Origin of the sequence: Micromonospora sp. NPDC048909 (assembly GCF_040649635.1) — a bacterium.
Lineage (GTDB): Bacteria > Actinomycetota > Actinomycetes > Mycobacteriales > Micromonosporaceae > Micromonospora.
The window spans coordinates 371,159-394,809 of record NZ_JBEZFU010000001.1 but is presented as its reverse complement, the minus strand read 5'-3'; the positions used below and the strand labels follow the sequence as shown (position 1 = coordinate 394,809).

The window sequence follows — 23,651 nt, the reverse complement described above, 5'->3', positions numbered from 1 at the left end:
CGATACAGAAAGTCACGATCTGCCTCCGGCCAGTTACATCTCCTGGCCCGTCCAGGCAGCTAGAGCGGCAGATGGGCGGAGAGATCACCCCGAGGGCCACTCACCCGTACACGACCCTCGGTAACCGCTTCCGCCCAGTCGAGGCGGCCGGTGGCCACCGCCAGCCAGGTCGCCGGGTCCATTTCCACCACGTTCGGTGGGGTACCACGGGTGTGTCGAGGACCCGGAACACACTGCACAGCGCCGTATGGTGGAACCCGCACCTCCACCGATCGGCCGGGGGCGCGCTCCGCGAGGACGACCAACAGCGTCCGGACCGCCTCCCGGAGGACCGGCCGTTCGGGCGTACGCCCCTCATCGAGCGCCGACAACGCCGCCGCTACCGCGGCGGACTTAATGTGCGGAGAGGACACGACGGGACGATACGACCCGAGCCGGCGCGACTCGACGCTGGCCCTGGGTCGCGCCGAGACAGCCGGACAAGGCATAGTTGCCGACGGCGTATTCGTACCGTGATGATCCCCGGCCCGGCGCCCGCCGGTGAGGGAAGTCAGCCCGGAAGGCGGTGGACGTGTCAACACACCGACGTGCCTGGAAGCAGCGGGCCGGTGTGGTCGTAGCGCTGGTTGCCGGCGCCCTCTTCGCCCTCCCCGCCACACCAGCAATGGCTGCACCCAACGTCACAAACGTCTCAGCCTCCCCAGGCACCGTCCAGGCGGGCGGCGAGACGACAGTGAGCTACACGCTCGACTTCGACGACCCGGTGGTGCCTGCCGACGTCACCGTCAGCTCCAACAACTCCAAGCTTCAGTGCATCGACGGCTGCTCGCAGGGGAACGTGACCGAGAGCCGCACCTACACCGCGAAGTTCAAACTGGCAGACGACGCGTCGAACGGGTCCGCCCGCATCACCGTCAAGGCCAGCGCTGGGCTCGGTAGCGGGCAGGGTTCGACGACGGTCAACCTCACGGCCAAGGCGGCACCGCCGCCGCCGCAGGTGCAGACCGTGAAGTCGGTCTCCGGCAAGGTCGTGGCCCAGGCCGACGGCAGCGCGGTACCGAACGCGATCGTGATCCTTCGGGACAGCAAGGGCAAGCAGTTCGACACCACCAGCGACGGCAGCGGCAACTTCCGGTTCAACGGGAGCACCGACAACCCGATCGCCCCGGGTCGGCTCGACCTCGGCGCGAGCAAGGACGACATCCGGGCGGTCAAGAGCTTCAACGCCTCCGCCGGCCAGTCGATCACCGGCCAGCGGATCAATCTGGCGATCAAGGTCGAGGTGACGCCGAGTGCCACCCCGTCGGCCACCGAGGAGGCGCTGCCGACCGACGAGGCGACCGACGAGACCACCGAGGAGACGCCGGAGGCGACCGACGGCGCGGCGGCCAACGCCAGCAACGAGGACTCCGGCAGCAGCACAGGCTCCTACGTGATCATCCTGCTCGGCGGCCTGCTCGTCGCCGCCGGCGTCGGCACGATCGTGCTGCTCTGGATGAAGCGCCGGGAGAACCCCGACGACGCCGGTGACGACGCGCCGGCCGGTGGCCCCGCGGGTGGTCCCGTGCCGGCCTCCCGGGGTGCCTTCCGCGGCGCGGACGACCAGACTCGGGTGGTCAACCGGGCCGGAGCCGGCCCGGACCCGACGATGGTCGGCGGCGCGGCGTTGAGCGAGGCCCCGACGATGATGCACCGCCCGGTCGTCGACGACGTCCCGCCGGACCCGTACGGTGCCCCGCCGCAGTCCTACGGCGCGAGCCCCCAGCAGGGCTGGGCCGGCAACGGCTACGGCGACGAGCCGGCCGGCTACGGCGCTGGCGGTTACGGCAACGCACCCGCCTCCGGTGGCGGCTACGGCAACGCGCCCGCCTCCGGTGGCGGCTACGGCAACGCGCCGGGCTCGGGCGGCGGCTACGGCGCCGGCGCGGGAGCCGACGGTGGCTACGGAAGCGCCCCCGGTGACGGTTACGGCACTCCGCCCGCCTCCGACGGCGGCTACGGCGGTGCGCCCTCCTCGGGCGGCGGCTACGGCAGCCGGGACTACGGCGCGCCGACCGGGGCCGCGGGCTATCCGCCGGCGACCGCGGGCGCTGCCGGCTATGACGAGCCGACCGGGCGCTACACCGGCGACAGCACCCAGTACCCGGCTCCGGCCGACCCGTACGCCACCGGGCTCTACCAGCAGGACCAGGCCCAGGGGTACGGCCAGACCGAGCCCGCGCCGTACGGCCGGGGCGCCGAGCCGGCCGGTGGCTACGGCCAGGCTGGTGGCGGCTACGACCAGGGTGGTTACGGCCAGCAGAGCGGCTACGACCAGCCGGGTGGCTACGGCCAGGAGCCGCCGGCGCAGCGCGGTGGCTACGACGACCGGGGCTACGACCAGGGCGGATATGGCCAGGGCGGCGGCTACGGCCAGTCCGGTGGCTACGGCCAGGAGCCTCCGGCGTCGTCCGGTGGCTACGGCCAGGAGCCCCCGGCCCAGTCCGGTGGCTACGGCCAGGAGCCCCCGACGCAGCGCGGTGGCTACGACGACCGGGGCTACGACCAGGGCGGATATGGCCAGGGCGGCGGCTACGGCGACCAGAACCAGGGTGGCCGAGGCCGCGACGCCAACGCGCCGCAGCAGGACCGGGGCGGCCGCCGGCTGGACTGGCTGGACGACTGACCGGCGGGCCACACCGCCTGACCGCACGATCGAAAGGGGCCGCCCGGGTCAACCCGGGCGGCCCCTTCTTCGTCTCTTGTCTCGGTAACTCAAGCGGCTGTCTCGGTAGCTCAGGCGGCGGAGAAGACGCCCTGGCGCAGCAGCGGGACGACGTCCGACACGTCGAGCCGGACCGCGATCTCGACGTCCTCGGCGAAGCCGCGCTCGACGAGTTCCCGGCCGGAGACACAGCCACGGATCGCCGCCGGCACGTCCGGCGTACTGGCCAGCGCGGCGAGGGCCATCGCCGCCTCGACGGAGAGCCCACCGGGCACCCCGGAGAGGGCGTCCAGCACACTGGCCGCGCCGAGCTGGTCCTCCACTGAGGGGCGCAGCGAGCCGTCCGGCCAACGCTCCCCCGCGGCGACCACCCCGACCGGGGCGTTCGTCGTGCCGTACCCCTGGCGGCGCAGCCATCGCCCGACGGCGCGGGCGTTGCGCAGGCAGGCCGCGACCACCGGTAGTCCGGTGGCGCTGGCCGCGGCACTGATCGCCGAACCGTTCGGCGAGGGGAGAACCAGGTCCGGGACGGCCGGCGCCGCCCGCAGCGCCGCGGGTGAGAGCGACCACGGCTGCTCCGGGCTGGCCTGCCGGCGACCCACCGCGGCGACCGCGCCGACCCGGCGGGCGTAGTCGGCCGCCTGGTCCCCCCAGGGGAACGGGTGCACCCGGGTGCCCCGGGCGACCGCCACCTCGACGGCGGTGGTGAACGAGAGCACGTCCACCACCACCAGCGCGGCACAGACCCGGCCGAGTTCCGCCGCGCCGCTCAGCCCCCAGTCGAACCGGGCGCCGGAACCGGGTTGGGCGTAGACCGCCGCGTCCACCGCCTCAGCGCTCGTCAGGCGCCGACGGCTGCTCGGTGTCACCCGCGTCGCGGTCGGCCACCTCGTCGCTCCCGGTCGTCGCGACCGGCTCCGCCGGACCGACCGGCGCGACCGGGCCGGCCGAGGCGATCGGCTCGGACTCGACGGACTCCGGGTCCACCGGCGCGACCTCGGCGGTCGGCTCGGTGACCGGCAGCGGGACCGCCTCGACGGCCCCGGCCACACCGGCCGCCGGCGCCGGCACCTCGACCAGCTCCGCGCCCCCGAAGAGCCGCGGCAGGGTGGCGGTGTGCGCGGCGCGCAGCTCGTCCAGACCGATCCGGAACTGGCCGTGCACCTCGAGCGCACCGGCGCCCGGGTCGGTGACCCCGATCAGCTCGAACGGCACACCACGCTCCGCGCAGAGCGCGGTGAACGCCTTCTCGTGCCCGCGCGGCACCGAGACCAACGCCCGCCCGGCGGACTCGCTGAACAGGTAGACGAACGGCATCGAGCCACCGGCGAACTGCTCCGGCACCGCGACCCGGGCGCCGACCCCGCGACGCAGGCAGGACTCGACCAGGCTCTGGGCCAGGCCACCGTCGGAGAGGTCGTGGGCCGAGCTGAGGTGACCCACCCGGGCCGCCTCGGCCAGCAGGTCGCCGAGCGCCTTCTCGCGGGCGAGGTCGACCTGCGGCGGGATGCCGCCGAGGTGCTCGTGGGTGACCCAGGCCCACTCCGAGCCGGAGAGCTCCACGTGCGTCTCGCCGAGCAGGAAGAGCTGGTCGTGGTCGCCGTTCGGCCGCGGCACGAAGCCCATCGGCACCCGCTCGGCCACGTTGTCCAGCACGCCGAGCACGCCGACCACCGGGGTCGGGTGGATCGCCGCCGCGCCGGTCTGGTTGTAGAAGCTGACGTTGCCGCCGGTCACCGGGATGCCCAGCTCGGCGCAGCCGTCCGCCAGGCCGCGCACGGCCTCGGCGAACTGCCACATCACGCCCGGGTCCTCCGGCGAGCCGAAGTTGAGGCAGTTGGTGACCGCGATCGGCTTGGCACCGGTGACGGCCACGTTCCGGTACGCCTCGGCCAGCGCCAACTTGGTGCCGTGGTACGGGTCGAGCCGCGCGTAGCGGCCGTTGCCGTCGACGGAGAGGGCGACACCGAGGCCGGTCCGCTCGTCGATCCGGATGACGCCGGAGTCCTCCGGCTGGGCGAGCACGGTGTTGCCCAGCACGTACCGGTCGTACTGCTCGGTGACCCAGGTCTTGTCGGCCAGGTTCGGCGACGCGATCATGCGCAGCACGGTCTCCCGCAGCGCCTCCGGGCCGGCCGGGCGGGGCAGCGTCTCGGCCCGGTCGGCCTGGAGCAGGATCAGGTCGGCCGGCTCCCGCATCGGGCGCGCGTAGACCGGGCCGTCGTCGACCAGTGAGCCCGGCGGCACGTCGACCACCAGGTGGTCCCGCCAGGTGATGGTCAGCCGGCCCGGACGGCCGTCCGCCTCCGGCGGGGTGACCTCGCCGATCGCGGTGGCCAGCACGCCCCACTTGTCGGCGGTCTTGAGCACCGCGTCGAGCTTGTCCGGCGCGACGACGAGAAGCATCCGCTCCTGCGACTCGCTGGCCAGGATCTCGTGCGGCTCCATCGAGGGCTCGCGCAGCGGCACCCGCTCCAGCCACACCCGCATGCCGGTGCCGGCCGCCGCGGCGGTCTCGGTGAGCGCGCAGGTCAGGCCCGCGCCGCCGAGATCCTGGATACCGACGACCAGTTCGCCGTCGTAGAGCTCCAGGCAGGCCTCGATCAGCAGCTTCTCGATGAACGGGTCACCCACCTGCACGGCCGGGCGGCGCTGCTCGCTGCCCTCGTCGAAGGTGGCGCTGGCCAGCACCGACACGCCGCCGATGCCGTCCCGGCCGGTCTTGGCGCCCATCAGCACCACGATGTTGCCGGGGCCGGCGGCGGCCTTGTTCTGCAGCCGGTTGACCGGCAGCACGCCGAGGCAGAGCGCGTTGAGCAGCGGGTTGCCCTGGTAGCTGGGGTCGAAGACCAGCTCCCCGCCGATGTTCGGCAGGCCGAGGCAGTTGCCGTAGCCGCCGACGCCGGCGACCACGCCGGTGAGCACCCGGGCGGTGTCCGGGTGGTCGGCCGCGCCGAAGCGCAGCGGGTCCATCACCGCGACCGGGCGGGCGCCCATGGCGAGGATGTCCCGGACGATGCCGCCGACGCCGGTGGCCGCGCCCTGGTAGGGCTCGACGAAGCTCGGGTGGTTGTGCGACTCGACCTTGAAGGTCACCGCCAGCTCGTCGGAGACCTGCACCACGCCGGCGTTCTCGCCGATGCCGGCGAGCAGCCGGTCGCTCGGCGGGGCCTTCTCACCGAACTGGCGCAGGTGCACCTTGCTGGACTTGTAGGAGCAGTGCTCGCTCCACATGATCGAGTACATGGCCAGCTCGGCCTGGGTGGGCCGGCGGCCGAGGAACTGCCGGATCCGGTCGTACTCGTCGTCGCGGAGACCGAGCTCGGCGTACGGCTGGAGCTCGCCGGGGGTGCCACCGGCGCGTGGCACGGTGTCGACGCCGTCGACCCACTCGGCGGCGACCGGCTCGACCACGCGGGCCGGGGCGGCCGGCGGCACGACGTCGGCCGGGCGCGACTCCGCCGGCTGCGTCGGGGCAGCCGGGAAGGCGTCCGGTGTCTCCCGTACCGGGTCCGGATGGGTGGTCATGACCTCTCCTCGCTGCGCTCGTGGCCGCCCGCCGGACGGTTGAGCTGACCGATGATCCTGTCGCCGCCGGTCACGCCGGCGCTCCCACCAGGTGCTTGAGGACCGAGGTGAAGAAGCCGAGGCCGTCCAGGGAAGGCCCGGTGAGCGCCTCCACGGCGTGCTCGGGGTGCGGCATGATGCCGACCACGTTTCCGGCCTGGTTGGTGATGGCGGCGATGTCGCGCTGCGACCCGTTCGGGTTGCCGCCGATGTAGCGGGCGACCACCCGGCCCTCGGCTTCGAGCTGGTCGAGCGTCGCGTCGTCCGCGACGTAGCAGCCCTCGCCGTTCTTGACCGGGACGAGCACCTCCTGGCCGGGCTGGAACGCGTTGGTCCACGCGGTGCCGGCCGTCTCGATGCGCAGGAACTGGTCCCGGTTGCGGAAGTGCAGGTGCTGGTTGCGGGTGAGCGCGCCGGGCAGCAGGTGGGCCTCGCAGAGGATCTGGAAGCCGTTGCAGATGCCGAGCACCGGCAGGCCGCCGCGGGCCGCGTCGACGATGGTCTCCATCACCGGGGCGAACCGGGCGATCGCGCCGCAGCGCAGGTAGTCACCGTAGGAGAACCCGCCGGGCAGGACGACCGCGTCGACCCCGTGCAGCTCCGGGTCACCGTGCCAGAGCCGGACCGCCTCGGCGCCGGCGATGCGGACGGCCCGGGCGGCGTCCCCGTCGTCGAGCGAGCCGGGGAAGGTGACCACTCCGACCCGCGCGGTCACGGTCGCGCGCCCGCGGTCTCGTCGGTCTCGACCAGGCGGACGGTGAAGTCCTCGATGACCGGGTTGGCGAGCAGCTTGTCCGCGATCTCCCGGGCCTGGTCCAGGTCCGGTTCACCGGTGAACTCGATCTCGATCCGCCTACCGATCCGGACCGAGGCGACGTCGCTGACGCCGAGCCGGGGCAGCGCGTTTGCGACGGCCTGGCCCTGCGGATCGAGGATCTCGGGCTTGAGCATGACGTCGACGACGACGCGAGGCACTGGGCACTCCTGACTGTGTACGCAGTTGGGTGCCTACCCACAAGGGGCGAGCCCAGCCAGCCTACCTGGCAGATACCGCCCCGGCCGCACCGGCCGGGCCCCGTCCAGACAGTGATCAACATAACCATCCGCCGAGCGGTGGGCGGACCGCCCCGACGAGCGCGGCACCCGGGCCGACCAGGCCATTCACGGCGTCGGGGGAGGCCAAATCGTTACATAGATCAGCCTCAATCGCAATATTGAAAACACCACCGCCGAGCCCTAACCTACATCGACAGAGTTCAATGATGCGCCGGTGGGTGACCCCTGCCGCCGGCCGTCCCCGCCCGGCGACCCCGGGCCCCGCCCACCGTCAAGGAGTCCAGCGACATGCGTATCCGTTCCCTGCTCGTGGTGGCCAGCACCGCGCTGGTCGGCGCCCTCGGCGCCGCCTCGGGCGCCACCGCCGCCCCCGCCGGCCCGCAGCCCATCATCGGCGGCGGCACCGTCTCGTCCGCCCCGTGGGCCGCCGCGGTCCTCAGCAACGGCTCGTTCACCTGCTCCGGCAGCGTGATCGCCGCGCAGTGGGTGCTCACCGCCCGGCACTGCATCAGCGGCACGATGTCGGTCCGGGTCGGCAGCGTCTACCGCGCCTCGGGCGGCGTGACCCGCACGGTCAGCGCCACCTACACCCGCAACGACCTGGCCCTGATGCGCCTCTCCAGCTCGGTGAGCACCTCCGCGGTCACGCTGGCCAGCAGCAACCCGCCGATCGGCTCGACCAACTCGATCTACGGCTGGGGCATGACCTGCTACAGCGGCTGCTCCGCGTCGAGCCAGCTCAAGACCGCCAACGTCCAGGTGACCAGCAACAGCGCCACCGACGCGTACGGGGGGCAGGCGATCCGCAGCACGCGGATCAACGGCAACGCCTGGCGGGGCGACTCGGGCGGGCCGCAGTTCTACAACGGCCGGCAGGTCGGGGTGGCCTCCACCGCCGACGGCTCCAGCATCCAGAACTACGGCAGTGTCGCGTACAACCGGGCCTGGATCACCTCGGTGGCCGGTGTCTGACGGTTAGCGCCCCCGCGGCGCGGATGGTCGGCCCCGCGCCGGCCGTCCGCGCCGCGCCGTTTTGCAGCATCCGATCAGGTGAACAACCCTCGCGAACACCCCGCTGACCTGCTGACAGCATCAGAACCGTGCTGGTCGTGACGACGGAGCAACTGCCCGGCTACGAGATCCGCCAGATCCTCGGTGAGGTGGTGTCATCGATGGCCAGGACGCGCAACCCCTATCGCGAGGGCGTCAAGAACCTGCGCGGCGGCGCGTACGACCCGATGGCGCCGGACAACCTCACCCGCTGGCGTACCGACTCGGTGGCCCGGCTCGGTGAGGAGGCCATGCGGCTCGGCGCGAACGCGGTGATCGGCATGCGGTTCGACAGCCGCGACTGCGGCGAGATGTGGATGGAGATCTGCGCGTACGGCACGGCGGTGATCGTGGTGCCCAAGGTCCCCGACGTGATGCCGCCCGACCAGCCCCTGGTGGCCGCGGAGACCGCCCACGAGTCGGAGATCGCGGAGGCCCCCGGCGGCATCGCCGAACCGGCCAGCGCCCCGAACCTGCGCACCGCCGCCGAAACCCCCACCCGCGACTAACCCACCAACCCCACCCACCTCACGCACCCCACCCCGCGCCCAGTTGATCAAGAGGTTGCGTCAGGTTGGAGATCGAACTTGACGCGAACCTCTTGATCAACAGCGCTCGGGCCGGGCGCCCGGGTGGGGGTCAGAGGATGGGGGGTGGGGAGTACGTGGCGGCGATCGGGTGGGCTTCGACGAGCTTGGTGATGCGGCGGGTTACCGCCTGCACCTGGGCCGGGGCGGCGCCGACGAAGGCGGCCCGGTCGGCAACCAACTCGTCGATCTCGGCCCGGGTGAGACCCAGCCGTCCGTCGGCGGCGAGCCGGTCGAAGAGGTCGTTCTCGAGCGCGCCCTTCTCCCGCATGCCGAGCGCCACGGCGACCGCGTGCTCCTTGATCACCTCGTGTGCGACCTCCCGGCCGACGCCCCGGCGGACCGCCGCCACCAGGATCTTCGTGGTGGCCAGGAACGGCAGGAAGCGCTCCAGCTCCCGGTTGATCACCGCCGGGTACGCGCCGAACTCGTCGAGCACGGTGAGGAACGTCTGGAACAGCCCGTCGGCGGCGAAGAACGCGTCCGGCAGGGCGACCCTGCGGACCACCGAGCAGGAGACGTCCCCCTCGTTCCACTGGTCACCGGCCAGCTCGCCGACCATCGACAGGTAGCCCCGAATGATCACGGCGAAGCCGTTCACCCGCTCGCTGGACCGGGTGTTCATCTTGTGCGGCATCGCGCTGGAGCCCACCTGACCGGGCTTGAAGCCCTCGGTGACCAGCTCCTGACCGACCATCAGCCGGATCGTGGTGGCCAGCGACGACGGCCCGGCGGCGACCTGGGCCAGCGCGGCGAGCACGTCGAAGTCCAGCGAGCGGGGATAGACCTGGCCGACGCTGTCCAGCACCCGGGCGAAGCCGAGGTGCTCGGCCACCCGGCGCTCCAGCTCGGCCACCTTGTCGGCGTCGCCGTCGAAGAGGTCGAGCTGGTCGGCGGCGGTGCCGACCGGCCCCTTGATCCCGCGCAGCGGGTACCGGGCGATCAGCTCCTCCAGCCGCTCGTACGCGATGAGCAGCTCCTCCGCGGCCGACGCGAAGCGCTTGCCGAGCGTGGTCGCCTGCGCCGCCACGTTGTGCGAACGGCCGGTCATCACCACGCCGGAGTACTCGTTGGCGTGCCAGGCCAGCCGGGCCAGGGTGGCCACCACCCGGTCCCGGACCAGCTCCAGGGAGGCGCGGATCTGGAGCTGCTCGACGTTCTCGGTGAGGTCCCGCGAGGTCATCCCCTTGTGCACGTGCTCATGCCCGGCGAGCGCGCTGAACTCCTCGATCCGGGCCTTCACGTCGTGCCGGGTGACCCGCTCGCGCTCGGCGATCGAGGCGAGGTCGACGTCGTCGACCACCCGCTCGTACGCCTCGACCACCCCGCCCGGGACCGGCACACCGAGGTCGCGCTGCGCACGGAGCACGGCGAGCCAGAGCCGCCGTTCCATCCGGACCTTCTCCTCCGGCGACCAGAGGGCGACCAGCTCGGGCGAGGCGTAACGGTGGGCGAGCACGTTCGGGATCGTCGTCACGTACCTCATTCTCCCGTACCTGGTCACCGGGGACGTCGCCGGGCGGCACAGCCCACCGTGGTGGTTGAGCCGTTCGGCGACACCCCCGGCGGCCGCGCGGCTCAGGGGCGCCCCAGCTCGTAGACCGTGACCGGGCCGGAACGGTGGCGGACGACCGCCAGCGCGGCCAACTCCGGCGAGACCGCTCCGGCGCGGGTGTCGGCGACGAGCCAGCGCACTCCGTACTCGCGGCGCAGCCGCTCCAGGTCGACAGGGGTGGGGGTGGCGAAGATCCGCTCGTTCAGCGCGAACTGCTCCCCGTCGGGCGGGGCCTGCCGGGCGTAGCCCAGACCGTCCCGACCGTGCGCGGCCAGCGCCGCATCGGTGTAACCCCAGCTCTCCACCACCGCGCGGCGCCCGCCCAGGCCGGTCACCCAGAACGCGCGCGCGTCGCAGTGGCCGGTCGTCCGCACCGGCCGGCAGTGCACGTTGGTCGCCACCACATCGTCGGCACCGGCGTGACCGTCCAGCCAGAGGGCGGCACGCATCTCGTCGGCGGTCACCACCAGCGCCCGGGTCTTCGCATCCTGGGGTGGGGATTCCGTCCGGACGGACCGCGCCACCTCGTCGACGCCCTGCGCGACGCTGGCGCCGAGGAACGCGGCGGTCACCCCGACCAGCACCACCGACACCCACCTGCGGCGACCGGACCGGACCCGTACCAACCCGCCCTGCCCGGCGCGCACCCCCTCGGGCTCCGCCACGTCGGCGGAAGCCGGATCACCGGAACCCACCTCGCCGGTCGGAGCCGGACCACCGGAATCGGCCTCGCCGGCCGCAGCCGCATCACCGGAATCGGCCTCGCCGCCCGGAGCCGGAGCACCGGAATCGACGTCGGCCGGGTTGGCGGTGCCCGGCGTGGTCGCGGTCCGCGAGACGCGCTCCTGCCGACGGAGCAGCCGGGCGGTCCCGAGCGCGAGCAGCGCGGCCAGTGCGACGAAGGCGGCGAATCGGGCCCCGCTGACCGCGAGGACCCCCAGCCAGCCCTGCGGGGTCGCCGCCGGCCGGGCGACCGTCGGCAGAACCAGCTGGGCGACCGCGCCGGCCACGCCGGCGGTCACCGCCACCGGCCAGGCCGGGCGGGCGGCCGCAAGCAGCCAGCCGCTCAACACCGCGCCGAACGGGATCACCGCGAGCCAGAAGTAGATCTGACTCGCCGACGGGTGGTGGAAGACCCAGGTCGCACCCCCGCCCGCCAGCACCGCCCCGGCGAGCAGCCAACCGGCCGGATCGGACCGGTGTTCCCGGGCCGCCGGCAGGAGCAGGCCGGCCAGGCGGGGCGCCTGGGTCAGCAACCACCAGCCGAACAGGGCCAGCGCCAGCAGCCAGCCGGTCGCGTCGGTACCGGCGAGGCCCGGGGGCAGCAGACCCCCGGCCCGGGCGCCGTCGTCGGCGCCGACCGTCTCGCCGTACGGCAGCATGAAGCGCAGCAGCCCGAACGCCTGCACCCGGAGGGTGCCGGCGCCGCCACCGGCGAAGAGCCGGTAGCCGAGTCCCATCGCCGCCACCAGGCAGAGCAGCGCGACCAACGCCCGCCACGGCACCCGGCGGCGGGTCCACCAGGCGACCACCGCGGCCAGGCCGAGGCCGGCGATCAGCGGGGGCAGGGCGCTGGACTTGGCGCCGGCGCAGGCCAGCCCGAGCGCCGGCACCAGCACCCAGCCGGCACCCAGCCCTCGGCCCCGAACCACCGTGACGCAGGCTCCGGCGAGGAGCATCACCAGCGCCAGCACGTAGGTCTGCGACGGGCTGGCGTACGACAGCGCGGCCGAGCCGTCCGCGACGGCGGAGCCGAGGACCACCGGCACCCCGAGGTACGCGACCGCCGCGGCCACCGGCCCGGCCCACCATGATCCGGCGAGGTCCCGGGCGAGGCCGGCGGTGACCAGCGCCGCGGTGGCGGCGACCGGCACCAGCCAGAGGCGCAGCAGGAGCACCGTCGGAGGCACTCCGGTGACCATGCTGCCGGCGGCGAGGTGGGCGTCGGAGAAATAGTGGTAGCGCAGTTCCTCACCGGCCACGTGCGGCAGCTCGAACGGCATCGACCGGGTGAGCTCGTGTACCAGCCCGAGGTGGTAGAGCAGGTCCGGGTAGTAGGCGTAGCTGACCGGGGGCAACGGCACCAGGCGCCACTGCGTGACGCCCCAGAGCATCAGAAGCAGAAGTACCGCGCAGACCGACCAGTGCCACGCCACCGGCAGCGGTCGCCGCGGCCCGACCCGCCAGTGCCGGCGCAGCCGGGGTACGGCCACGAACGCCACCAGCAGCGGCACCGGCCACCAGCGCAGCAGGTGCTGACCGCCGGTCGCGGCGGCGAGCGCCCAGGCCCCGAGTTCGAGCAGCAGGCCGGTGGCGGCGCCGTGACCCAGGTCCTCCGGCAGGTTGCCCCGGCTGCCGCGCAGTGCGCGGTGCACCAGGGTGCCCGGCAGCACCAGCGTCAACGCCCAGTAGGCGGCGAAGCGGGCGACGTCGGTCGCCGGCACGCCGGTCCACCACCAGGCCGACGGAAGGGCGGCGAGGACGACCAGCCAGGGCAGAATCGCCAGCATCCATCGGCCGGTCGGCCGCGTTCGGGTTCCGGCCAGCGGCGCGACGCGCTCGGCCAGCAGCGACTCAGCCACCGGCGAGCACGGACCGGCGGGCTGCCGGAAGGTCCACCTCGGCGGCCCGCTCCCCGTCCGGGTCCGCGAGGGCCGCGGCCGGCTCCGGGTCCACGGAGTCCACGCCGGGAGTGGTCCGCTCCGGGTCCACGGAGTCCGCGCCGACGTGGAACGTCGGCCGGTTCTGCACGGTGGCGTAGATCCGCCCGACGTACTCGCCGAGCAGGCCCAGACAGACCAACTGCACGCCGCCGAGCAGCAGCACCGCGACGAACGTCGAGGTCCAGCCGGGGATGGTCACCCCGCGCAGGTGGGCGGTGATCCCGAAGCCGATCAGCGCGAGGCAGCCCAGGAAGCTCACCGCGCCGAGCCAGGTGGCCAGCCGCAGCGGCGCGGCGGAGAAGTCGGCCACGCTGTTCCAGGCGAGGGCGAGCATCTTCGGCAGCGGATACTTCGTCTCGCCCGCCGTGCGGGCAGCCCGTACGTAGGGCACCTCGGCGCTCGGGAAGCCGAGCGCCGGCACCAGGAGCCGGTAGACCGGCGTCCGTTCGGGCAGCCGGCGCAACGTCTCCACCACCTCCCGGCTGACCAGCCGGAAGTCACCGGCCTGGGCGGTCACCTCGGCGCCGACGATCCGACGCATCAGCCGGTAGTAGGCCCGTGCCGTGTGCCGCTTGAAGAAGGTGTCGGTGCGGCGGTCGACGCGGACCCCGTACACCACGTCGGCGCCCTCGCGGGCCAGCCGGAGCATCTCGGCGATGACCTCCGGCGGATCCTGCAGGTCCGCGTCGAGGCTGACCACCCAGGCGCCCCGGGCCCGGTGCAGGCCGGCGGTGAGGGCGGCCTGGTGCCCGCTGTTGCGGCGCAGCCGGACGATCCGCAGCTGCGGCCAGTCGCGGGCGTGCCCGGCCAGCAGGGCCACGGTGTCGTCCCGGCTGCCGTCGTCGACGGCGACCACCTCGTAGCCGACCTCGAGCCCGTCGAGCACCGGCCGGAGCCGGGCGACGAGAGCAGGAATCACCGCTTCCTCGTTGAACATGGGTACGACCACGGAGAGCGTGACCGACCCAGGTGTGTTGGTTCCCATCGATGCCGGCCCCGTTCCGGACGCAGAAAGGCTTCACCTGGTCACGTGCGTGGGCACGTGGCCAGTCACCCTCGCGTGCCGAGGTGACCGTGGCCTGGCTCCGGTGTGAACGATCGGCCAACGCCGATCAGCGCCCCGGAGCCTCCGCTCAGCGCTCCAGGATCGCCGTCACGCCCTGGCCGCCGGCAGCGCAGATGGAGATGAGCCCGCGCCCGCCACCCCGCTCGGCCAGCAGCTTCGCCAGCGTCGCCACGATCCGGCCACCGGTCGCCGCGAACGGGTGCCCGGCGGCCAGCGACGAACCGTTGACGTTGAGCTTCTCCCGGTCGATCGGGCCGAGCGGGGCGTCCAGACCGAGCCGGTCCTTGCAGAACTCCGGCGACTCCCAGGCGGCCAGGGTGGCCAGGACCTGCGAGGCGAACGCCTCGTGGATCTCGTAGTAGTCGAAGTCCTGCAGGGTCAGCCCGGCCCGGGCGAGCATGCGGGGCACCGCGTACGCCGGGGCCATCAGCAGCCCCTCGTCGCCGTGCACGAAGTCGACGGCGGCCGTCTCCGACCAGCTGAACCAGGCCAGCACCGGCAGGCTGTGCGCGCGGGCCCACTCCTCGGAGGCGAGCAGCACGGTGGACGCCCCGTCGGTCAGCGGCGACGAGTTGCCGGCGGTCATCGTCGCGTGCTCGGCGTCCGGCCCCTTGGCGCCGAAGACCGGCCGCAGCGAGCCCAGCTTCTCCAGGGTGGTGTCCGGGCGGAGGTTCGCGTCCCGGGTCAGCCCGAGGTACGGCGTCATCAGGTCGTCGAAGAAGCCCCGGTCGTACGCGGCCGCCAGCCGCTGGTGCGAGCGGAGCGCCAGCTCGTCCTGGGAGCGTCGGTCGACGTTCCAGCGCAGCGCGGTGCGGGCGGCGTGCTCCCCCATCGACAGCCCGGTACGCGGCTCGGCGTTGCGCGGGATCTCCGGCTTGAACGGCTGGAGCGGGCGGAGCTTCGCGGCCACCTTGAGCCGCTCGCCGAGGGTGCGCGCGCTGTTGAGCTTGAGCAGCGTGCGGCGCAGGTCCTCGTTGACGGCCAGCGGCGCGTCGGAGGTGGTGTCGACCCCGCCGGCGATGCCGACGTCGAGCTGCCCAAGGGCGATCTTGTTGGCGACCAGGATCGCCGCCTCCAGGCCGGTGCCACAGGCCTGCTGGATGTCGTACGCGGGGGTGTGCGGGTCGAGCCGGGAGCCGAGCACCACCTCGCGGGTGAGGTTGAAGTCCCGGGAGTGCTTCAGCACCGCCCCGGCGACCACCTCACCGACCCGCTGCCCGGCCAGGCCGTAGCGGGCGATCAGGCCGTCCAGCGCCGCGCCGAGCATGTCCGAGTTGGACGCGCTCGCGTAGCGCGAGTTGGAGCGGGCGAAGGGGATGCGGTTGCCGCCGATGACCGCCACCCGCCGGATGCTCTGCACGATCGGCCTCCTCGACAGTGTTTGCCCGTACCCTACTCGCCAGTAGGCTACGCCTATGACCGACAGGTACGCGAGCTTCGTCCAATCGGGGGCCGGCCGCACGCTGGTCAAGCGCCTCGGGCTGCCCGACCCGCCCCGACTGCGCCGGCACCGCCCCGGCGACCCGATCCTGCCCGGGCCCGCGCTGCTCGGCGCGGCCACCGGCGGCCGGCTCGCCGAGCCGGTCGGCAAGCTGCTGACCGCCGCCGGGGTCGAGCTGCGCGACCCGGCGGGGGTGGAACCCGACGCGCGCTTCGGCGCCCTCGTCTACGACGCCACCGGCATCACCGACTCCACCGGCCTGCGGCAGCTGTACGACTTCTTCCACCCGCCGGCCCGGTCCGTCGCGCCGAGCGGACGGGTGATCGTGCTCGGCACCCCGCCGGCCGAGTGCCCCACCCCACGCGAGGCCACCGCCCAGCGGGCCCTGGAGGGCCTCACCCGCAGCATCGGCAAGGAGTTCGGCCGCGGCGTCACCGCCCAACTGGTCCACGTCACCCGCGACGGCGACCCCGGCACGCTCACCGGCCTCGACGCGACCCTCCGGTTTCTGCTGTCCGGCCGCTCGGCGTACGTCTCCGGGCAGGTGATCCGGATCGGCGCCGGCCAGGCGAGCGCGCCGGCCGACTGGGACCGACCGCTCGACGGCCAGGTCGTGCTGGTCACCGGGGCGGCCCGGGGCATCGGCGCGGCGCTGGCCCGGGTGCTCGCCCGGGACGGCGCGCAGGTGGTGGCCCTGGACGTGCCGGCCGCCGGCGACGAGTTGGCCCGGGTGGCGAACGAGATCGGCGGCAGCGCGGTGCAGCTCGACCTGACCGCGCCGGACGCCCCGACCCGGCTCGCCGAGCACCTCGCCGCCCGGCACGGCCGGGTCGACGTGGTGGTGCACAACGCCGGCATCACCCGGGACCGCACGCTCGGCCGGATGGATGCCGACCGGTGGGACCAGGTGATCGACGTCAACCTCTCCAGCCAGGAGCGGATCAACGACGTGCTGCTGGAGCGGGAGCTGATCCCGGCCGGCGGACGGATCGTCTCGGTCTCCTCGATCGCCGGGATCGCCGGCAACCGTGGCCAGACCAACTACGCCACCAGCAAGGCCGGCGTGATCGGGCTGGTCGACTCGCTCGCCCCGGCGCTGCGCGAGCGCGGCGTCAGCGTCAACGCGGTCGCGCCGGGCTTCATCGAGACCCGGCTGACCGCCCGGATCCCGGTGATGCTGCGCGAGGCCGGCCGGCGGATGAACAGCATGTCCCAGGGCGGGCTCCCGGTCGACGTCGCCGAGACGATCGGCTGGCTGGCCTGGCCGGCCAGCGGGGCGGTCAGCGGCAACGTGGTCCGGGTCTGCGGCCAGAGTCTGCTGGGGGCGTGATGACCGAGCCCGCCACCGGCACGCCCGAGCCGGCGACCGCCCGCACGACCGTCGAGCTGCCCCGGATGCCCTCCGCCGGAGCGCTGTACCGCCGGGCGCTGGTCGGTGCCCTGCCCGGCACGGGCGGCCGGCGGGCGTCCCAACCGCCGGCGGTCCGGCTCAGCGTCGCCGACATGCCGGTCGACCTCGACCACCTGGCCGACTACGACCGGGTCTGCGGGTTCCGGCTCGCCGACCGGCTGCCGGCCACCTACCCGCACGTGATGGGCTTCCCGCTGGCGCTGCGGCTGATGACCGCGCCCGAGTTCCCGGTGCCGCTGACCGGCGTCGTGCACGTGGCGAACCGGATCACCGTGCACCGGCCGATCCGCACCGACGAGACGCTGGACTTCGCCGCGTACGCGGAGAACCTGCGGCCGCACGACCGGGGCCGGCAGCTCGACGTCGTACTCGTCGGGTCGGTCGGCGGCGTGGAGGTCTGGCGCGGCGTCTCGACGTACCTCAGCCGGGAGCGGCGCGGCGGCGGTGACCGGCGCGACCGGGGTGAGCGGCCGGCGGCGCCGGCCGCCTCGGCGAGCTGGCGGGTCACCCCGCGGGTCGGCACCGACTACGCCCGGGTCTCCGGCGACCACAACCCGATCCACACCTCGCGGCTGGGCGCGCGGCTCTTCGGCTTTCCGCGCCCCATCGCGCACGGCATGTGGAGCAAGGCCCGCTGCCTCGCCGCGCTGGCGAACCGGCTGCCCGACGCGTTCACCGTCGAGGTCGCGTTCAAGCTGCCGGTGCCGCTGCCCGGAACCGTCGCGTTCAGCGCCACCCCCGCGGACGCCGGCTGGGAGTTCGCCCTGCACGACGCCCGCTCGGCCCGTCCGCACCTCGCCGGCTCGGTGGGCTGACCGGAGTTTCGCCGAAGAAGCCCCGGAGGAGGGCGGGGCACCGAGCATGAGGGCATGGAAGCCGTGCTCGACCTGCTCCGGGAGACGGTCCTCTCGCCCTGGGTCTACCTGGTGCTCGTCGCGATCACCGCGGTCGACGCGTTCTTCCCGGCCGTGCCGAGCGAGGCGGCGGTGATCACCGCCGCCGTCCTCTCGTCCGCAGGTGGGCACCCCAACCTGATCGGGGTGATCGCGTCGGCCGCGCTCGGCGCGTTGATCGGCGACCACATTTCGTACTGGATCGGCCGCGGCGGCGGATCACGGCGGCTCGCCCGCCTCCCCGAGCAGAGCAGGCGGCGGGCCGGAACGGAGTGGGCCCGGCGGGCGATCGACCGGCGTGGCGGGGTCATCCTGACCACGTCCCGGTACATCCCCGGCGGGCGGACCGCGGTCACCCTCACCATGGGCGCGGTCCGCTATCCGCGGCGGCGCTTCCTCCTCTTCGACGCGATCGCCGCGATCACCTGGGGCTGCTACTGCGGGCTGCTCGGCTACTTCGGCGGGCTGGCCTTCCAGCGCGACCCGATCAAAGGTGTGGTGGCCGGGCTGGGCCTGGCGGTCGCGATCACGCTGGCCCTGGAAGTGGTCCGCCGGCTACGCCGCCGGGCCCACGCCCGCACCGCCCGCCGCTGACCGGAACCCGCCGGTCACGTCAGATCGGCGTCGTGCACCAGAATCGCCGCCTGCACCCGGTTGGTCACCTGGAGCTTGGCCAGCGCCCGGCTGACGTGCGCCTTGACGGTCGCCTCGCTCATCGCCCGCCGGCGGGCGATCTCGGCGTTGGCGTGCCCGTGCGCCACTTCCCGGATGATCTCCAGCTCGCGCCCGGTGAGCAGGTCGAGCCGTTGCCGGGCGGCCTCCCGTCGAGCCGGGCCGCGCTCGGCGAAGGAGCTGATCAGCCGCCGGGTCACCGTCGGGGCGAGCATCGCGTTCCCGGCCGCCACCGTGCGGACCGCCGCCGCCAGCTCCCGGGGTGGAGTGTCCTTGAGCAGGAAGCCCACGGCACCGGCGCGCAGCGCCTGGTGCACGTACTCGTCGAGGTCGAAGGTGGTCAACATGATCACCTTCGGTCCGGCGGCGACCACCTCGGGCGCGGCGGCCAGCCCGTCGGTGCCCGGCATCCGGACGTCGAGCAGGACCACGTCGGGGCGGAGCCGGCGCGCCTCGACCAGGGCAGCGGAGCCGTCCGCCGCCTCGCCGACCACGGTGATGTCCGGCGCCGCCTCCAGGATCACCCGCAGCCCCGCGCGGACCAGGTGCTCGTCGTCCACCACCACGACCCGGATCACGGCACCGCCACCGGGATCAGCGCCCGGACCAGGAAGCCGCCGTCGACCCGACCGGTCTCCAGCCGGCCGCCGAGCAACTCGACCCGCTCGCGCAGGCCGAGCAGCCCCAGCCCCGCACCGGGCAGCGCCGGGCCCGCCGGTGAACTGCCGTTGCGCACCACGACCTCCACCCCGTCCGGCAGGTAGCGCAGGCAGACGGTCGTCTCGGCCTCCGGGGCATGCTTGCGGACGTTGGTCAGCGCCTCCCGGACCACCCGGTAGACGGTGCGGCCGACGGTCGGCGGCAGCGGCCGGGCGACGCCCTCGTCCCACCGGCGCACCCGGAGCCCGGCCGCCCGCGACTCATGGAGCAGTTCCTCCACCGCGTCGAGCGGGTTGCCCTCGGAGTCCGGGCCGGCCGACGGGGGCGTGCCGCTGCCGGCGTCCGGGTCGGGCTGGCGCAGCACGCCCAGCACCTCACGCAGGTCGGTCAGCGCCTGCCGGCCGGTGGACCGGATGAGGGCGGCCGCCTCGACGGTCGACGCGTCGGTGGAGGTCACCTCCAGCGCCCCGGCGTGCACCACCATCAGCGACACCCGGTGCGCCACCACGTCGTGCATCTCCCGGGCGATCCGGGCCCGCTCTTCGGCCCGGACCCGTTCCGTGCGGGCCAACTGCTCGCGCTCCAGCCGTTCGGCCCGGTCCCGCAGCGCGGCCAGCACGTCCCACCGGGATCGGACCAGCAGGCCGGCGAGCAGCGGGAAGACCACCAGCCAGGCGACCAGCAGCGCCGCGTTGGCCGGGGTGGCGGTGGTGAGCCGGCGCAGGCCGCCGACGGACAGCCCGACCAGCACCCCGCCCGCCATCGCCAGTGCCGCCCCCACCACATAGCCGGCCAGCCGGCGCCGCCCCCGCAACCGCCGGCCCGCCTGGTACGAGGCGACTGCCACGACCGGCCCCGCGGCCAGCACCAGCCATCCAACGGCGGCGGCCAGGAACAGCGGCCACCGGCGGGACCGCACGAAACCGGCCGCGCCACCGCAGGCCACGGCGATCAGCAGCACCAGCCCGGCCGGCAGCGGCGAACGCACCCCGATCGCGCCGGTGGCGGAGCTCCAGACGGCGGCGGCCACGACCAGGGCGAGCAGCGGTGGCACGTACCGCTCGACGAGCCGCCGGAGGACGACGGCGCTGATGGCCACGGGCCGAGCCTAGGTGCTGCCCGGCGGCGCGGCCGGCCGCGACGGGACGGACCCGGGTCGGGTGGGGGGAGACCCGGATCCCCGGTCCGGGGCGGACGCTACTTAAGTAGTGGTCCCCGGGTGACCAGCGGCCGATGGCGGGCAGCGCCGCAACGACCAGCATCGGAACCATGGATCTGCTCGACCTGCTGCACCAGACCATGTCCTCGCCCTGGGTCTACCTGGCGCTCTTCTCCATCGCGGTGCTCGACGGCTTCTTCCCGGTGGTGCCGAGCGAGACCGCGGTGATCACAGCCGGGGTGTTCGCCGCGTCGGGCGAGCCGTACCTGCCGGCCGTGATCGTGGTGGCCGCGGCCGGTGCGCTGGTCGGCGACCACGTGTCGTACGCCATCGGCCGGACCGGCGGCACCCGGCTGCTGGGCCGTCTCCCGGCCGGCGGACGGCGACGGGCCGGCGTGGAGTGGGCCCGACGCGGGATCGCGCAACGGGGCGGGTTGATCCTCACCGTCGCCCGCTACGTCCCCGGCGGACGGACCGCCGTCACGCTCACCATGGGCGCCGTCCACTATCCGCGGCGGCGCTTCCTCGCCTTCGACGCGCTCGCCGCCGGCTCCTGGGGGCTCTACTCGGCCCTCGTCGGCTACCTGGGCGGGCTGGCCTTCGAACAGGACCCGGTACGCGGGCTGCTGCTCGGCCTCGGGCTGGCTCTCACGGTGACCCTCGTGGTCGAAGGGGTACGCCGGCTCGCCCGGCGCCGACCGAGCGGGAGCGGGACGGGCGGTGCGGTCAGCTCGCGGGCGGGCGCCAGGTGACGCCGTGCAGCAACTGGCCGGCGCCGAGCCAGGCGACGTTCATCATCCGGGTCGCGGTCTTCTCCGGGTCGGCCTCGGGATGGTCGGCGAGCCAGTCCGCCAGCGACTCGGTCGCGCCCACCAGGGCGTACGCGACCACCTCCAGGTCGGTGGCGGCCACCTCGCGCCCCTCGCCGCGCAGCGCGTGGTCGAGCATGCCGGCGACCACCTCGACGAGCCGTGCTCGCATGGTCGCCAACTCGCCGGCGAACGGCTGCTCACCGCGCGCCTGCCGGTAGAGCACCGCCCAGCCGTCCCGGTACGCCCCGACGAAGCCGAAGAACGCGCGCAACCCGCGCCAGAGCCGTTCGTCGGCCGGCAGGTCCGGGGCCGCGGCGCCGGCGATCGCCTGCATCATCCGGGTGCCCTCCCGGTGCAGGCAGGCGACGAAGAGCTCCTCCTTCGTGCCCAGGTACGCGTAGACCATCGGCTTGGAGATGCCGGCGTCCTCGGCGATCTCGTCCATGCTGGCCGCGTGGAAGCCACGCCGGGAGAAGACCCGGACGGCCGCGTCGAGCATCTGCTGCTCGCGTACGGCCCGGGGCAGGCGCTTGAAGGTGGGACCGGTGGACACCTTGCGAGCATACCTACTCGTGCGTAAGGTTACGCCGGAGTAACCAAGCCGGCCCGCCCGAGAGGTGTTTCCCCCATGACTGACTTCGATCCGGCCAACTTCACGAACGTCGGCCCGAAGGAGTTCGCCAAGCTGGTCAAGTCGACCCCCGACGACAAGATCGCCGAGGTGATGTCCGGCGACGCGCGGGGCAAGATCCTGGGCGAGGTCTTCGGCCGGATGCCGTCGCTGTTCCGGGCCGACCGGGCCGGCTCCACCAACGCGGTCATCCACTGGACCATCACCGGCCGGCCGGACGGCGGCAGCGACACCTACGAGGTGGTCATCGAGAACGGCACCTGCACCGTCCCGGAGACGCCGCAGCGCGACCCGAAGCTGACCCTGACCATGGGCCCGGTCGAGTTCCTCAAGATCGTCTCCGGTGGGGCGAACCCGGTGATGATGTTCATGACCGGCAAGCTCAAGGCCAAGGGCGACCTGGGTCTGGCCGCCAACATCGCCAACCTGTTCGACATCCCCAAGGCCTGACATGCCCGAGTTCTCCCTCGACCTGAACGAGGAGCAGCGGGATCTCCGCGACTGGGTGCACGGCTTCGCCGCCGAGGTCGTGCGCCCGGCCGCGGCCGAGTGGGACGCCCGCGAGGAGACCCCCTGGCCGGTCATCCAGGAAGCGGCGAAGGTCGGCCTCTACGGCTTCGAGTTCCTCGCCACCTGCTGGGCCGACCCCACCGGGCTCTCCCTCCCGATCGCCAGCGAGGAGCTCTTCTGGGGCGACGCGGGCATCGGCCTGAGCATCTTCGGCACCTCGCTCGCGGTGGCCGCGATCTACGGCGCCGGCACCCCGGACCAGATGGTCGAGTGGGTACCGCAGTGCTTCGGCTCGGTGGACGAGCCGGCGGTCGCCGCGTTCTGCACCAGCGAGCCGGAGGCCGGCTCCGACGTCGGCGCGATGCGCACCCGGGCGGTCTACGACGAGGCCGCCGACGAGTGGGTGCTGACCGGTCAGAAGGCGTACGCCACCAACGGGGGCATCGCCGGCGTGCACGTGGTCACCGCCTCGGTCGAGCCGTCGCTCGGTTCCCGGGGGCAGGCCGCGTTCGTCGTACCGTCGGGCACCGCCGGGCTCAGCGCGACCCGCAAGCTGCGCAAGCTCGGGCTGCGCGCCTCGCACACCGCCGACGTCTTCCTCGACGACGTACGGGTGCCCGGCAGCTGCCTGCTCGGCGGGCGGGAGGCGCTGCTCGAACGCCTGGACCGGGCCCGCTCCGGGCAGCGCGCCTCGGGACAGGCCGCGATGCGCACCTTCGAGCTGTCCCGGCCCACCGTCGGCGCGCAGGCGCTCGGCGTGGCCCGGGCCGCCTACGAGTACGCCCTGGACTACGCCAAGGAGCGGGTCCAGTTCGGACGGCCGATCATCGAGAACCAGGCGGTCGCGTTCGCGCTGGCCGACATGAAGATGGAGATCGACGCGGCCCGACTGCTGGTGTGGCGCGCCTCCTGGATGGGGCGCAACAACCGGCCGTTCACCGCCGGCGAGGGCTCGATGTCCAAGCTGAAGGCCGGCGAGGTGGCCGTCTCGGTCACCGACAAGGCGGTGCAGCTGCTCGGCGGGGCCGGGTTCCTCCGCGACCACCCGGTGGAGCGCTGGTACCGGGACGCGAAGATCTACACCATCTTCGAGGGCACCTCGGAGATCCAGCGGCTGGTCATCTCGCGGGCGATCTCCGGGATGCAGATCCGCTGACGACCGCGCCGTCGGCGCCGGTGTCACGCACACCGACGCCGGCGGCCGCCGTCGCTCC

The 23,651-nt window shown here is 73.7% G+C and carries 19 protein-coding genes and 2 pseudogenes; 9 read left to right on the top strand and 12 right to left on the bottom strand.

The window, feature by feature from the left end; translation table 11 throughout:
• Positions 1-59: 59 nt before the first annotated feature.
• On the bottom strand, positions 60-413 hold the full coding sequence (locus tag AB0C04_RS01900) for a sterol carrier family protein (RefSeq protein WP_357046953.1): 354 nt from the start codon (positions 411-413) through the stop codon (positions 60-62).
• 102 nt (positions 414-515) lie between these two features.
• Here AB0C04_RS01900 and AB0C04_RS01895 point away from each other — a divergent pair.
• Positions 516-2,665: pseudogene (locus tag AB0C04_RS01895) on the top strand (hypothetical protein).
• Between the two features lie 110 nt (positions 2,666-2,775).
• On the opposite strand, the gene AB0C04_RS01890 reads toward AB0C04_RS01895, so the two are convergent.
• The 4 genes from AB0C04_RS01890 to purS form a co-directional block, all read right to left on the bottom strand.
• Complete coding sequence (locus tag AB0C04_RS01890; protein WP_357046951.1) at positions 2,776-3,531, bottom strand: 2-phosphosulfolactate phosphatase; 756 nt, start codon at positions 3,529-3,531, stop codon at positions 2,776-2,778.
• Between the two features lie 4 nt (positions 3,532-3,535).
• Positions 3,536-6,232: a phosphoribosylformylglycinamidine synthase subunit PurL gene (gene purL, locus AB0C04_RS01885; RefSeq protein ID WP_357046949.1), complete on the bottom strand. Its 2,697-nt coding sequence runs from the start codon at positions 6,230-6,232 to the stop codon at positions 3,536-3,538.
• Positions 6,233-6,302: 70 nt separating this feature from the next.
• On the bottom strand, positions 6,303-6,986 hold the full coding sequence (gene purQ, locus AB0C04_RS01880; protein WP_357046947.1) for a phosphoribosylformylglycinamidine synthase subunit PurQ: 684 nt from the start codon (positions 6,984-6,986) through the stop codon (positions 6,303-6,305).
• Positions 6,983-7,246 (bottom strand): phosphoribosylformylglycinamidine synthase subunit PurS, encoded by a 264-nt coding sequence (purS, locus tag AB0C04_RS01875; RefSeq protein ID WP_350868365.1) that lies wholly within the window; start codon positions 7,244-7,246, stop codon positions 6,983-6,985. The genes purQ and purS overlap by 4 nt, the downstream gene beginning before the upstream one ends.
• Before the next feature lie 369 nt (positions 7,247-7,615).
• Here purS and AB0C04_RS01870 point away from each other — a divergent pair, with 369 nt between their 5' ends.
• Positions 7,616-8,299, top strand: coding sequence for a trypsin-like serine protease (locus tag AB0C04_RS01870; RefSeq protein ID WP_357046945.1), 684 nt, complete (start codon positions 7,616-7,618; stop codon positions 8,297-8,299).
• A 23-nt stretch (positions 8,300-8,322) separates the two neighbouring features.
• A pseudogene (locus tag AB0C04_RS01865) lies at positions 8,323-8,886 on the top strand (YbjQ family protein).
• A gap of 130 nt (positions 8,887-9,016) precedes the next feature.
• Here the strand turns inward: AB0C04_RS01865 and purB are convergent.
• The 4 genes from purB to AB0C04_RS01845 all read right to left on the bottom strand — a co-directional run bounded on the left by purB (position 9,017) and on the right by AB0C04_RS01845 (position 15,608).
• Entirely contained in the window at positions 9,017-10,441 is a 1,425-nt protein-coding gene (gene purB, locus AB0C04_RS01860; protein WP_357046943.1) for an adenylosuccinate lyase, read from the bottom strand.
• Between the two features lie 101 nt (positions 10,442-10,542).
• Positions 10,543-13,029, bottom strand: coding sequence for a hypothetical protein (locus AB0C04_RS01855; protein ID WP_357046941.1), 2,487 nt, complete (start codon positions 13,027-13,029; stop codon positions 10,543-10,545).
• A gap of 64 nt (positions 13,030-13,093) precedes the next feature.
• The gene (locus AB0C04_RS01850; RefSeq protein WP_357046939.1) at positions 13,094-14,167 is read right to left on the bottom strand and encodes a glycosyltransferase family 2 protein; all 1,074 of its coding nucleotides are present in this window, start codon (positions 14,165-14,167) and stop codon (positions 13,094-13,096) included.
• Between the two features lie 148 nt (positions 14,168-14,315).
• The gene (locus AB0C04_RS01845) at positions 14,316-15,608 is read right to left on the bottom strand and encodes an acetyl-CoA C-acetyltransferase (RefSeq protein WP_357046937.1); all 1,293 of its coding nucleotides are present in this window, start codon (positions 15,606-15,608) and stop codon (positions 14,316-14,318) included.
• A 55-nt stretch (positions 15,609-15,663) separates the two neighbouring features.
• Here AB0C04_RS01845 and AB0C04_RS01840 point away from each other — a divergent pair, with 55 nt between their 5' ends.
• The 3 genes from AB0C04_RS01840 to AB0C04_RS01830 are packed head-to-tail and all read left to right on the top strand — an operon-like array spanning position 15,664 to position 18,587.
• Positions 15,664-17,019, top strand: a complete 1,356-nt coding sequence (locus AB0C04_RS01840) for a 3-oxoacyl-ACP reductase (RefSeq protein ID WP_357046935.1) — start codon at positions 15,664-15,666, stop codon at positions 17,017-17,019.
• Positions 17,019-17,915 carry a MaoC/PaaZ C-terminal domain-containing protein gene (locus AB0C04_RS01835; RefSeq protein WP_357046933.1) on the top strand — a complete coding sequence of 299 codons (897 nt, stop codon included), beginning with the start codon at positions 17,019-17,021 and terminating at the stop codon, positions 17,913-17,915. The genes AB0C04_RS01840 and AB0C04_RS01835 overlap by 1 nt, the downstream gene beginning before the upstream one ends.
• A gap of 54 nt (positions 17,916-17,969) precedes the next feature.
• Positions 17,970-18,587, top strand: a complete 618-nt coding sequence (locus AB0C04_RS01830) for a DedA family protein (protein ID WP_357046931.1) — start codon at positions 17,970-17,972, stop codon at positions 18,585-18,587.
• A gap of 14 nt (positions 18,588-18,601) precedes the next feature.
• Here the strand turns inward: AB0C04_RS01830 and AB0C04_RS01825 are convergent, their stop codons facing one another.
• Together AB0C04_RS01825 and AB0C04_RS01820 are read right to left on the bottom strand one after the other, a co-directional pair.
• On the bottom strand, positions 18,602-19,243 hold the full coding sequence (locus AB0C04_RS01825) for a response regulator transcription factor (protein WP_357046929.1): 642 nt from the start codon (positions 19,241-19,243) through the stop codon (positions 18,602-18,604).
• Positions 19,240-20,424 carry a histidine kinase gene (locus tag AB0C04_RS01820; RefSeq protein WP_357046927.1) on the bottom strand — a complete coding sequence of 395 codons (1,185 nt, stop codon included), beginning with the start codon at positions 20,422-20,424 and terminating at the stop codon, positions 19,240-19,242. Before AB0C04_RS01820 ends, AB0C04_RS01825 begins: the two co-directional genes overlap by 4 nt.
• A gap of 170 nt (positions 20,425-20,594) precedes the next feature.
• Here AB0C04_RS01820 and AB0C04_RS01815 point away from each other — a divergent pair, with 170 nt between their 5' ends.
• Entirely contained in the window at positions 20,595-21,236 is a 642-nt protein-coding gene (locus tag AB0C04_RS01815) for a DedA family protein (RefSeq protein ID WP_357046925.1), read from the top strand.
• Here AB0C04_RS01815 and AB0C04_RS01810 read toward each other — a convergent pair.
• Complete coding sequence (locus tag AB0C04_RS01810; protein ID WP_357046923.1) at positions 21,211-21,849, bottom strand: TetR/AcrR family transcriptional regulator; 639 nt, start codon at positions 21,847-21,849, stop codon at positions 21,211-21,213. The genes AB0C04_RS01815 and AB0C04_RS01810 overlap by 26 nt on opposite strands.
• Positions 21,850-21,924: 75 nt before the next feature.
• On the opposite strand from AB0C04_RS01810, the gene AB0C04_RS01805 reads away from it, so the two are divergent.
• Positions 21,925-22,377, top strand: coding sequence for an SCP2 sterol-binding domain-containing protein (locus tag AB0C04_RS01805; RefSeq protein WP_357046921.1), 453 nt, complete (start codon positions 21,925-21,927; stop codon positions 22,375-22,377).
• 1 nt (position 22,378) lies between these two features.
• Entirely contained in the window at positions 22,379-23,593 is a 1,215-nt protein-coding gene (locus AB0C04_RS01800) for an acyl-CoA dehydrogenase family protein (RefSeq protein ID WP_357046919.1), read from the top strand.
• Positions 23,594-23,651 lie beyond the last annotated feature (58 nt).

Excerpts from the sequence above, each read along its gene's own strand:
- AB0C04_RS01855 (WP_357046941.1), bottom strand. The coding sequence starts at position 13,029 with ATGCTGGCGATTCTGCCCTGGCTGGTCGTCCTCGCCGCCCTTCCGTCG.
- AB0C04_RS01815 (WP_357046925.1), top strand. The coding sequence starts at position 20,595 with ATGGATCTGCTCGACCTGCTGCACCAGACCATGTCCTCGCCCTGGGTC.
- AB0C04_RS01840 (WP_357046935.1), top strand. The coding sequence starts at position 15,664 with ATGACCGACAGGTACGCGAGCTTCGTCCAATCGGGGGCCGGCCGCACG.
- purL (WP_357046949.1), bottom strand. The coding sequence starts at position 6,232 with ATGACCACCCATCCGGACCCGGTACGGGAGACACCGGACGCCTTCCCG.
- AB0C04_RS01850 (WP_357046939.1), bottom strand. The coding sequence starts at position 14,167 with ATGGGAACCAACACACCTGGGTCGGTCACGCTCTCCGTGGTCGTACCC.
- AB0C04_RS01835 (WP_357046933.1), top strand. The coding sequence starts at position 17,019 with ATGACCGAGCCCGCCACCGGCACGCCCGAGCCGGCGACCGCCCGCACG.
- AB0C04_RS01870 (WP_357046945.1), top strand. The coding sequence starts at position 7,616 with ATGCGTATCCGTTCCCTGCTCGTGGTGGCCAGCACCGCGCTGGTCGGC.
- AB0C04_RS01805 (WP_357046921.1), top strand. The coding sequence starts at position 21,925 with ATGACTGACTTCGATCCGGCCAACTTCACGAACGTCGGCCCGAAGGAG.
- AB0C04_RS01830 (WP_357046931.1), top strand. The coding sequence starts at position 17,970 with ATGGAAGCCGTGCTCGACCTGCTCCGGGAGACGGTCCTCTCGCCCTGG.
- AB0C04_RS01800 (WP_357046919.1), top strand. The coding sequence starts at position 22,379 with ATGCCCGAGTTCTCCCTCGACCTGAACGAGGAGCAGCGGGATCTCCGC.